The sequence below is a fragment of the Azospirillum sp. TSO5 genome (assembly GCF_003116065.1).
Taxonomy (GTDB): Bacteria; Pseudomonadota; Alphaproteobacteria; order Azospirillales; family Azospirillaceae; genus Azospirillum.
Genome location: NZ_LGQY01000004.1, coordinates 1 through 10,184, shown reverse-complemented (window position 1 = coordinate 10,184; position 10,184 = coordinate 1). Strand labels below are relative to the sequence as shown.

12 protein-coding genes and 2 tRNA genes are annotated in these 10,184 nt (G+C 67.0%); 7 read left to right on the top strand and 7 right to left on the bottom strand.

The features are described 5' to 3' along the window. Positions 1–2 precede the first annotated feature (2 nt). Positions 3–78, top strand: a tRNA-Lys gene (locus tag TSO5_RS00640). 139 nt (positions 79–217) lie between these two features. On the opposite strand, the gene TSO5_RS00635 is transcribed toward TSO5_RS00640, so the two are convergent. From TSO5_RS00635 to TSO5_RS00625, 3 genes are all read right to left on the bottom strand, one after another. Continuing rightward, entirely contained in the window at positions 218–625 is a 408-nt protein-coding gene (locus tag TSO5_RS00635) for a hemerythrin family protein (RefSeq protein WP_109149802.1), read from the bottom strand. Positions 626–729: 104 nt separating this feature from the next. Then, positions 730–2,544, bottom strand: a complete 1,815-nt coding sequence (locus TSO5_RS00630; RefSeq protein ID WP_109149800.1) for a M3 family oligoendopeptidase — start codon at positions 2,542–2,544, stop codon at positions 730–732. A gap of 60 nt (positions 2,545–2,604) precedes the next feature. After that, positions 2,605–3,534, bottom strand: a complete 930-nt coding sequence (locus TSO5_RS00625) for a LysR family transcriptional regulator ArgP (protein ID WP_109149799.1) — start codon at positions 3,532–3,534, stop codon at positions 2,605–2,607. A 97-nt stretch (positions 3,535–3,631) separates the two neighbouring features. Between TSO5_RS00625 and TSO5_RS00620 the strand changes: the two genes are divergently transcribed. Beyond that, positions 3,632–4,270: a LysE/ArgO family amino acid transporter gene (locus TSO5_RS00620; RefSeq protein WP_109149798.1), complete on the top strand. Its 639-nt coding sequence runs from the start codon at positions 3,632–3,634 to the stop codon at positions 4,268–4,270. A gap of 12 nt (positions 4,271–4,282) precedes the next feature. Here TSO5_RS00620 and TSO5_RS00615 read toward each other — a convergent pair whose 3' ends face one another. After that, positions 4,283–4,633: a hypothetical protein gene (locus tag TSO5_RS00615; protein WP_085089957.1), complete on the bottom strand. Its 351-nt coding sequence runs from the start codon at positions 4,631–4,633 to the stop codon at positions 4,283–4,285. 92 nt (positions 4,634–4,725) lie between these two features. Between TSO5_RS00615 and TSO5_RS00610 the strand changes: the two genes are divergently transcribed. Beyond that, complete coding sequence (locus TSO5_RS00610; protein ID WP_109149797.1) at positions 4,726–5,214, top strand: DUF3574 domain-containing protein; 489 nt, start codon at positions 4,726–4,728, stop codon at positions 5,212–5,214. A 198-nt stretch (positions 5,215–5,412) separates the two neighbouring features. Further along, positions 5,413–7,350 carry a propionyl-CoA synthetase gene (locus tag TSO5_RS00605; protein ID WP_109149796.1) on the top strand — a complete coding sequence of 646 codons (1,938 nt, stop codon included), beginning with the start codon at positions 5,413–5,415 and terminating at the stop codon, positions 7,348–7,350. A gap of 58 nt (positions 7,351–7,408) precedes the next feature. Here TSO5_RS00605 and TSO5_RS00600 read toward each other — a convergent pair whose 3' ends face one another. Next, positions 7,409–8,062 carry a DsbA family oxidoreductase gene (locus TSO5_RS00600; RefSeq protein ID WP_109149795.1) on the bottom strand — a complete coding sequence of 218 codons (654 nt, stop codon included), beginning with the start codon at positions 8,060–8,062 and terminating at the stop codon, positions 7,409–7,411. 167 nt (positions 8,063–8,229) lie between these two features. On the opposite strand from TSO5_RS00600, the gene TSO5_RS00595 reads away from it, so the two are divergent. Next, positions 8,230–8,691: a hypothetical protein gene (locus TSO5_RS00595; RefSeq protein WP_109149794.1), complete on the top strand. Its 462-nt coding sequence runs from the start codon at positions 8,230–8,232 to the stop codon at positions 8,689–8,691. 4 nt (positions 8,692–8,695) lie between these two features. Here the strand turns inward: TSO5_RS00595 and TSO5_RS00590 are convergent, their stop codons facing one another. Continuing rightward, entirely contained in the window at positions 8,696–9,130 is a 435-nt protein-coding gene (locus TSO5_RS00590; RefSeq protein ID WP_247870511.1) for a hypothetical protein, read from the bottom strand. 94 nt (positions 9,131–9,224) lie between these two features. Then, the gene (locus tag TSO5_RS00585; protein WP_109149801.1) at positions 9,225–9,431 is read right to left on the bottom strand and encodes a hypothetical protein; all 207 of its coding nucleotides are present in this window, start codon (positions 9,429–9,431) and stop codon (positions 9,225–9,227) included. 246 nt (positions 9,432–9,677) lie between these two features. On the opposite strand from TSO5_RS00585, the gene TSO5_RS00580 reads away from it, so the two are divergent. Further along, complete coding sequence (locus TSO5_RS00580; protein ID WP_109149792.1) at positions 9,678–9,905, top strand: hypothetical protein; 228 nt, start codon at positions 9,678–9,680, stop codon at positions 9,903–9,905. A gap of 201 nt (positions 9,906–10,106) precedes the next feature. Continuing rightward, positions 10,107–10,183, top strand: a tRNA-Asp gene (locus TSO5_RS00575). Position 10,184: the final 1 nt, after the last annotated feature.

Here is a 10,184-nt window from a genome sequence, read left to right as displayed (position 1 = left end):
ATGGGCGCATAGCTCAGTTGGTAGAGCAGCTGACTCTTAATCAGCGGGTCCAAGGTTCGAGTCCTTGTGCGCCCACCATCCATAAGGGGCTGGAACCGAGCAGGTTCCGGCCCCTTGCCATTCCGGGGTTTGTCGGGAGTGGTGGTGGCATCTCGTGTGATGCCCCCTCCCTAACCCTCCCCCACCTTCGGTGGGAGAGGGGACTGGCGCCGAACCTTCACCCCTCCGCCTGCGCCAGGAAATCCGCGGTCACCCGATCCATCGTCGCCAGATGGGTGTGGAACCAGTCGGGGAAATGCTCGGTCACATACAGGCGCGCGCGGGCCTCGTTACCCTCTTCCAGTTCGGCTTCCATGGTCGCGACCACCTTCAGGACGCGGGTGTGCTCGTCCTTGTGGCAATGCAGGGCGAAAAAGCCGTGCTGGGTCATCAGCGCGTTCTCGCGGGCGAAATGTTCGCGCAGATGCTTGGCGAAAGCAGCGAAGGGCGCCCGGAGTTCGCCGGCCGGGGCGTCGAGGGCGGCTTGCCAAAGCGCCAGGGAATCGGCGTGGTCGCGATCCATGGTCTCGTAGCCAAGGAGGGGGACGTCAGCGGATGGGGCGGCGGGCGTGGTGGTCGCAAGCATGATGTTCGCTTCCAAAAAAGATGGCCTTCGGAGACGACGCTCCGAAGGCCACCATACCCGCACGCCGGCCATGGTCTCTTGACGGCGGTCAAGACACCAAACTGTCAGCCCTGCGCCTCGCCGGCCACCAGCTCGTCGATGAAGCCGCGAATCACGCCCAGCCCCTTCTGCCAGAAGGCGGGGTCGGAGGCGTCGAGGCCGAAGGGAGCCAGCAGCTCCTTGTGGCGCAGCGTGCCGCCGGCCGACAGCATCGCCAGATACTTCTCGGCGAAGCCCTGTTCGGCATCCTGATAGACCGCGTAGAGCGAGTTCACCAGGCAGTCGCCGAAGGCATAGGCGTAGACATAGAAAGGCGAGTGGATGAAGTGGGGGATGTAGGACCAGTAATGCCGGTATCCCTCGTCGAAGCGCAACGCCGGACCCAGGCTTTCGATCTGCACCGCCATCCAGATTTCACCGATGCGGTCCGAGGTCAGTTCGCCCTCGCGCCGTTCGGTGTGGACACGGCGTTCGAAATCGAAGAAGGCGATCTGGCGGACCACGGTGTTCAGCATGTCCTCGACCTTGCCGGCCAGCATGATGCGGCGGCGCTTGGGGTCGGTCTCCGCCGCCAGCAGGGCGCGGAAGGTCAGCATCTCGCCGAACACCGACGCGGTTTCCGCCAGGGTCAGCGGGGTGTCGGACAGGAAGTGACCCTGCTTGCCGGCCAGGATCTGGTGGACGCCATGCCCCAGCTCATGGGCCAGCGTCATCACGTCGCGCGTCTTGCCCTGGTAATTGACCAGCAGATAGGGGTGGACGCTGGGCACGGTCGGGTGGGCGAAGGCGCCCGGCGCCTTGCCGGGGCGGACCGGCGCGTCGATCCAAGGGTTGTCGAAGAAGCGCTTGCCCAGACTGGCGAGGTCGGGGGAGAAGCGGCCATAGGCGCCCAGCACGATGTCGCGTGCCTCGTGCCAGGGAATGCTGCGGTCGGCATCCTCCGGCAGGGGAGCGTTGCGGTCCCAGTAATCCAGGTGGTCCTGGCCGAACCACTTCGCCTTCATCGCGTAATAGCGGTGCGACAGCTCCGGATAGGCGCTCTTGACGGCGGAGACCAGCGCGTCGACGACCTCGTCCTCGACCCGGTTGGACAGGTTGCGGGCGGAGGTCGGCGTCGGGTAGTTGCGCCAGTCGTCCTCGATCTCCTTGTCCTTGGCCAGCGTGTTGGTGATCAGCGAGAACAGCCGCGCATTCTCGCCCAGCACCTTGCCAACCACCTCGCCGGCCTCGCGGCGGATTGCGGGATTGCGGTCGGACAGGCGGTTCAGCGCCTCCGCACAGGTCAGATCCTTCCCGCCCATGGGGAAGCGCAGGCTGGCGATGGTCTCGTCGAACAGGCGGTTCCAGGCGGCGCGGCCGACCACGTGCTTTTCATGGAGCAGCCGCTCGATCTCGTCGGACAGCTGGTGGTCGCGGTAGAGGCGGACGTCGCGCAGCCACGGCTCGTAATGGCGCAGCGCCGCCGACGCCTTCTGCTTCGCCGCCAGATCCTTTTCGTCCAGCCGGTTGATCTCCAACGTGAAGAAGATCAGGTGGGCGGAGATGTCGTTCACCCGCTCCTGCGCCGACTGATAGAATTTGGCGATGGTCGGGTCGATCATGTTGCCGTTGTAGACCAGCCCGGCATAGGACATGACGCGTGACAGCGTCTCGTCGATGTCCTCATAGCTGCGGATCGCCGCTGCCAGATCGTCGCCGTTCAGCGCCGCCAGCTTGCCGGCATAGCGCTCGCGGAAGGCCTTGCACTCCCCCTCCATCCGGTCGAGGTCGGCCTTCAGCTCCGGAGACTCGGTGCCGGGATAGAGGTCGCTCAGGTCCCAGGTGGGAAGCGCACCCAGATCGGGGGTGTCGTTTGCGGCCATGGCGGCGCTGCTGGTCATCGAGTCCCTCCAGAGATTGGTTGAATCCATATAAGCGCGCACTCGGCGCGGGCAAAGCCTTCATCGGGCGGGCGGGCTTCCTGCCTCTTCGCCGGTGGGATGGAGGGCTCGCCGTCCGGCGCGCAGGACCGCGCGCGACAGGTCGGCCAGCGCGGTTCGGGCGATCCGGCTCTGCTGCCAATGGAGCGGCACGTCCAGCGGCCGGCCGGGCACCAACTCCACCAGACGGCCCGTTGCCAGATGGTCGGCAACCAGCGGGTCGGGGTTCATTCCCCATCCCAGCCCGGCCAGCGCCCCGTCGACGAAGGCATGGGTGGAGGGCAGCCAGTGAGTCGGCGGAGTGGGCGCCTGTGTCGGATCGCGGTCGCTCAGCACCATGCGCAGCCACTGCGCCTGCAACTGATCCTTGCGGTTGAAGGTCAGGCAAGGCGCGTTCGCCAAGGCCTCCGCCGTCACCCCATCGGCGAAATGGCGGCGCAGGTAATCCGGGCTGGCGGTGGCGCGGTAGCGGATTGCGCCAAGCGGATGGCTGTTGCAGCCGGGAACCGGTGCCGCGCTGGCGGTGACGGCGGCCAGCACCTCGCCCTTGCGCAGCCATTCAGCGCTGTGGTCCTGGTCGTCCAGCACCAGATCGAACAGGCAGCCTGGCAGCTCGGCCATCGCCGCGACGAACCATGTGGCGAGACTGTCGGCATTCACCGCGATCCGCAAGGTGACCGGCCCGTCCGCCGGGCTCAGGCCGGGCAAGGTGCCGCGCAGTTCGCTTTCCAGCAGCGCCACCTGCTCCACATGCTGGCACAGGCGCTGGCCGGCGGCGGTGCCGGTGCAGGGCTGGCCGCGGACCACAAGAACGGTGCCCAGCCGCTCCTCCAGCAGCTTCACCCGCTGCGACACCGCCGACGGGGTGACATGCAGCTGCCGGGCGGCGCGCTCGAAGCTGCCGGTGCGGATCACGGCGGCCAGAGCCATCAGCAGCGGATAGTCCAGCATGGATTAGCTCTGCTTAATCAGGGCAAGAAGGATTAAGTACGGGAAAGGCCGCTCCGGTGGTAGCGGAATGACATCCCCCGACTCCGGAACCACCGCGATGACCGATCTTTTCCCCGCCGCATTGCTGCCGGCCTTCCTGCCGGGCCTGTTCCTCGGCTTCAGCCTGATCGTCGCCATCGGGGCGCAGAATGCCTTCGTGCTGCGTCAGGGCCTGCGCAACGAGCATGTGCTGGCGATCTGCGCCACCTGCGCCTTGTCGGACGCCGTCCTGATCCTGGCCGGGGTGAGCGGGTTCGCCACCGTCGCGGCGCGCTGGCCCTGGCTGGAGCCGCTGATGCGCTATGCCGGCGCCGCCTTCCTGCTGGTCTATGGATTGCGGAGCGCCCGGTCGGCTTGGGCCGGCGGCAGTGGGCTGAACCCGGCCGATCGCGAGGCGGGCGGGCTTTTGCCGGCGCTGTTGACCTGTCTGGCGCTGACCTGGCTGAACCCGCATGTCTACCTGGACACGGTGGTGCTGGTCGGCTCCGTCTCCGCCCGCTTCGCCGAGGCAAGGGGCGCCTTCGCGTTGGGAGCGATGACGGCGTCCTTCCTGTTCTTCTTCGCGCTCGGCTATGGCGCCCGGCTGCTGCGCCCGCTGTTCGCCCGGCCCACCGCTTGGCGGGTGATGGACGGCGTCATTGCCCTGGTGATGTGGGCGATCGCAGCGGGCCTGCTGATGGGGCAAGCGGGGGCTTGATGCCGCTGGCGCTCAATCCCCCTCCTGCGCCCGCCGGATCGCCGCTTCCACGCATTGCAGGTGCAGCTTCTTGCGCGCGAGCTGGCGGGCTCGGCGTTCCTCCAGGTCGGTGGTCGCCATCGCCTCGATGATGCAGCCGCGCCAGCCGTTGGCGTCCAGGGCGCGGGCGACCTCGGCATAGCCGAAATAGCCCTTGTCCGGCTGCTCCCACGGCGCGCGGAAATCGGCGCGGCGCAGGACGAAGCGGTTGGACTGGCTGCCGCCGCCCAGGTTGGTGAGACGGGCCACGATCAGGCGCTCGCCGTTGCCGTGAACGACGGTCAGGATCGGGCGAATTCCGGTGATGGGTGGATCGACGGCCATGATCCATGCATAACGGTCCAGGGGCGTCCTGACCAGAGCGTCGCTGATCGCGCCGCCGACGCTTCCTCTCCCGCCCGATCGGAGAATCGCCCATGCGTCTCTTCAACCGCCCCGGCCTGCGCCATGGCCCCAGCCTGTCGTCCGCCGTCCTTTCGCTCCTTCTGCTGACCGGTCCCGCCGCGGCCCAGCTGTCGCCGGCGCCGGCGCCGGCGCTGTCGCCGGCGGTGTCACCAACGGTGTGCGAGGCCTATGCGGCCGGCGCGATGATCGAGGCGCAATTGTTCTTTGGGCGCAACATCGGCAACGAGCTTGGCGTCAGCGATCGCGAATGGACCGACTTCCTGGACCGGGAGGTGACGCCGCGCTTTCCCAACGGGCTGACCGTCGTCGACGCCTCCGGCCACTGGCGCGACATCCAGACCGGCCATCTGGTGCGGGAACCCAGCAAAATCCTCACTCTGCTGGCCGATGGCGACCCGGCGACGCTGCGGCTGATCCACGAAATCGTAGATCTGTACAAGGACCGTTTCCACCAGCAGTCGGTCGGGCTGGCCATCCGGCCGGTGTGCGTTTCCTTCTGAAACAGCGGGGCTATTCCAATTCCCGGAACACCGTTTCACGAATGGGGAATGCGACAGCTCGCCGCACCCCCGACCTTCTGACATTTGCCTGCACTTATGCTTTTGTCGCAGATTGTGGAGGCTGCGTAACGGATCGTTTCGCGGCCGAGAGGAAATGCGCACCGAATAGTACCAAAATAGAACGAGGGACGCCCTGCCATGAGCGCGATCGCCAGCACCACCACTGCCGAGCTTTTCGACCAGATGCATGCCCGCTCCTTGTCGGACCCGGCCGGGTTCTGGGGGGACGCGGCGAAGGACATCTCCTGGTACAAGCCATGGGACAAGGTGCTGGACGACAGCAACGCGCCCTTCTACCGCTGGTTCACCGGCGGGGAGCTGAACACCTGCTACAACGCGGTGGACCGCCATGTGGAAGGCGGGCGTGGCGCCCAGGCGGCGATCATCTATGACAGCCCGGTCACCCAGACCGTGCAGACCATCACCTATGCCGAACTGCAGGATCAGGTCGCCCGCTTCGCCGGCGCGCTGCGCGCCCAGGGCGTGGAGAAGGGCGACCGCGTCCTCCTCTACATGCCGATGATCCCGCAGTCGCTGGTCGCCATGCTGGCCTGCGCCCGTCTGGGCGCGGTGCATTCGGTGGTGTTCGGCGGCTTCGCCCCGCACGAGCTGGCGACCCGCATCGACGACGCTAAGCCGAAGGCCATCGTTTCGGCCTCCTGCGGCATCGAGCCGAACCGCGTCGTCAAGTACAAGCCGATGCTGGACGCCGCCATCGAGCAGTCGGCCCACAAGCCGGCCAGCGTCATCGTCTGGCAGCGCCCGCAGGAAACCGCCTCCCTGATCGAAGGCCGCGACGTCGACTGGGCCGAGGCGGTGGCGAAGGCCGAGCCGGCGGAGTGCGTGGCCGTGAAGGCGACCGATCCGCTCTATATTCTCTACACCTCCGGCACGACCGGCCAGCCCAAGGGCGTGGTTCGCGACAATGGCGGCCATGCGGTGGCCCTGCGCTGGACCATGACCAACATCTACAACGTCAAGCCGGGCGAGGTGTATTGGGCGGCGTCGGACGTGGGTTGGGTCGTCGGCCATTCCTACATCGTCTATGCGCCGCTGCTGACCGGCTGCACCACCGTGGTGTTCGAAGGCAAGCCGGTCGGCACCCCCGATCCGGGCACCTTCTGGCGCGTGATCGAGCAGCACAAGGTCGGCACGCTGTTCACCGCCCCCACCGCCTTCCGCGCCATCAAGCGCGAGGATCCGGACGCCAATTACCTGAAGAAGTACGACCTGTCGCACTTCCGCGCCCTGTTCCTGGCCGGCGAGCGCTCGGACCCCGACACGCTGCATTGGGCCGAGGACAATCTGAACGTCCCGGTGATCGACCACTGGTGGCAGACCGAAACCGGCTGGGCGATCTCCGGCAACCCGCTGGGCGTCCACCTGTTCCCGATCAAGTACGGCTCCGCCACCCGCCCGATGCCGGGCTGGGACGTGCGGGTGCTGAACGCCGAGCTGAAGGAGGTTCCGCGCGGCGACATCGGCGCCATCTGCGTCAAGCTGCCGCTGCCTCCGGGCACGCTGCCGACGCTGTGGAACGCCGACGAGCGATTCAAAAAGTCCTATCTCGCCGACTATCCCGGCTATTACCAGACCGGCGACGCCGGCTTCGTCGACGATGACGGCTATGTCTATGTCATGGCCCGCACCGACGACATCATCAACGTCGCCGGCCACCGCCTGTCCACCGGCGCCATGGAAGAGGTGCTGTCGAGCCACAAGGACGTCGCCGAATGCGCGGTGATCGGCGTGGCCGACGACCTGAAGGGACAGGTGCCGCTGGGCTTCGTCTGCCTGAAGGCCGGCGTCACCCGCCCGCACGAGGAGATCGTCAAAGAGGTGGTCCAGCTGGTGCGCGAGCAGATCGGCCCGGTCGCCGACTTCAAGCGCGCCCTGGTGGTCGATCGTCTGCCGAAGACCCGCTCCGGCAAGATCCTGCGCGGCACCATGCAGAAGATCGCCGACAGCCAGGATTACAAGATGCCGGCGACCATCGACGATCCGGGCATCCTGCCGGAGATTGCCGACGCGCTGAAGACCCTGGGCTACGCCAAGGACAGCAGCACGTCGGCCTGACACGCCAAAACGGGAGAGGGCGGCCTTCAGGCCGCCCTTCTTCATTTTGGGGCCGGGGTCAGCATGAGACGACCGACAGGTTCTCCGGCTCCTCGCTGCCGAGGTCGAGCAGCGGCAGGAAACTCGCGGGCTCCTGCGCGCCGGAGAGCGCGTAACGGCGATTGAAGATATAGCAGGGCACCGCCTGCAGCCCCATCTGGCGGGCCAGCGTATCGGCGGCAAGGACCGACGCCGATTCGGCATCTGTGGACAGCTGATGCCGTGTCTCGACGAAGTCCATCCCCAGTCCGGCGGCGACGCTGGCCAGCGCGTCCGGGTCGCCGATGTCCACACCGTCGACGAAATAGGCGGCGAACAGCGCGTCGGCCATGGCATTGCCCAGCCCCAGCCGGCCGGCGATGCGGACCAGACGGTGCGCGTCGAAACTGTTGGGCGTGCGCTGGATGCGGTCGAGCGCCAGCGGCAATCCGTCGCGCGCCGCCGTATCCTCCACCACCCGGTGAATCTGCCGCGCCCGCTCCGCCCCGCCGAACTTGGCGGCGAGATAGTCGTCGCGCGACATCCCGCCGCGCGGCATGTCCGGGTTCAGCTGGAACGGCTGCCAGCGGATTTCCGGCCGCAGGTTCGGCCGCTGCATCAGCGCCCGGTCGAGCCGGCGCTTGCCGATGTAGCACCAGGGGCAGATCAGGTCGGCGAAGGTTTCGATCAGCATTCCGCCACTATCCGCGCCTCCTCGAAATGGAGCAACCGCTTCTTCCGTCTCATCCCGCGGGCCGGAAGGAGCCCGCAACCGTTTGTTAACCGAGTTGGCCCAACAGTCCTGAACAGTCCCGCCGATATTTGCAAAGCCGGCGGACACATCCCGGTGGGCGATTCCCGATGAGCAATTCCTACGTCGACGGCAAGGTGCGTGAAGCGATCCTGGCGGCCAAGGGCAGCCGGATGAATGCGCAGAAGATCCTGATGGCCTGGGCCGTCGAGGATCCCGACCTGCTGCGCGGCATCGCCCAGCCCTTCCTGAAGGCCATCGCCGCCGCCGCCATCGAACGCGCCGGCCGTCCGGCCAGCAGCAGGCCGGACGCGCGTCCGGCCGCCGCCGGCGGGGCGGGGGGCGGGCGTCCGTCGGCCTCCGGCCTCAGCCGCGATGCTCTTGAGAATCTGCTGAACCAACTGGGCCGCGAGCCGGACGAACAGCCGGCTCCGCAGCGCGCAACGCCTGCCGGCAAGTCCACACCTGCGGGGAAGGGCGCCACCATTCACAACGCGCCGGCCGGCGGGCCGAATCATGAAAAGGCGATGATGGCGATCGCCAAGGCTTTCGTCGCCAAGAAGGTGCGTTGACGCCCTACGACCCGTTGTTGGCCGTATATGGCGTGGCGTCGTCGAACCAGCCCCGCTTGCGCGGCAGCGTCCGGACGTCCGGCGGCGGACTGGCCAGCGCGGTGTTGCCGTTGCGGTAGGGATCCGGAATGTGGTGGCATTCGACGTCGGCCAGCGTGCGGTAGCAATAGAGCCGGGACCGGTCGACCTCGACCTTGTCGGGGCAATAATCGCCGTCCTTCTCGAAGCTGAGGATCGAGCAATCGCGCCCGGTGGCCGCCGACACGATATGGTCGCCGATGGTCTTCTTGGTCGCATTCAGCGTCACGACATCCGCGCCCGCCGCCGCCAGCCCGAGCGGGGAGGTGCAGCCGGCCAGCGCCCACGCCGAAATCGCCAGCGACAGGACGAAGCAGACGCGTCTGGAACCCTTCTGCCCCGCTTCCATATGTGCGCCCATCCTGCAACTCCTCTCGCCAGGCGTGGCACACCCGGTCCTGCACATTGCGCTTGGCTCCGGTTAACGAGCGGTGAATTCAGGGAAGGGGAATGCCTCAGCGAAGCAGGGTGCAGATGCGCGATCGGCATTCCACGACGACGAAGGCATCCTTCTCCTCGGTGCAGCCGACCTTGAAGGTCGTCGACCCCTCCCGCCCGACGGTGTAGCGCAGCACCTCGACCTTTGCCGGCGTGCAGTTGCCCATCGACTTGGCGATCTCCTTCGCTTCGGCCTGGGCGGCCGACACGTTGGCAGCCGCCATGGCGGAGCCTCCCGCCGAGAAAACGGCGACAGCCGGAAGAACGGCGACGAGACGGAAGAGGGGCGAGTCGCGGAACGTCATGGCCGGACTATCGCACGGGGTAGGGCGGTTCCGGAAGGGCTGCCTCCGAAATGTCGCAGCGTTGCGAATCCCACCGCGCACGAATGGCGAAGCTGCTATTCTCGGCCGGAAACGTAAACGGGACGGCGCCCTGCCGCCCGTTGCCGGAAATGGGTGGGGAAACGCATGACCTTGAATGAACGGCGGCTCGGCGACCGCATCCTTGCCGCGCTGGAGCTGGCCCTGGAACAGAAGCATCTCGACGTCGCCGAGCATCTGGCCCGCGCGCTGGAAGAGACGCTGACCCGCTTCGGCGGACCGGATGCGGTCGACCACCGCGAACTGTCGGCGGGCATGCTGCAGGCGTTCGACCGGCTGGAGGTCCTGCGCCGCGATGCCCACCGTCTGCCCTGAGCGGGCGGGCGGGGCACCACGATGCCGCAGGCGTCAGCTCCAGTGAATTTTTTGCAATTTGGTGATTGACAGGCGGCGGCCGGGGCGACTACAAACCGCCCACCGAACGACGGGGGCCTTCAACGGTTCCAGTTAAAAACACTAAGCGGTTCAAGCCTTTGGCTCTGTGACGGCGTGGTGTTTTGAAACAAGTCGCTCTGCGCGGGTGTAGCTCAGTTGGTTAGAGCGCCGGCCTGTCACGCCGGAGGCCGCGGGTTCAAGTCCCGTCACTCGCGCCAC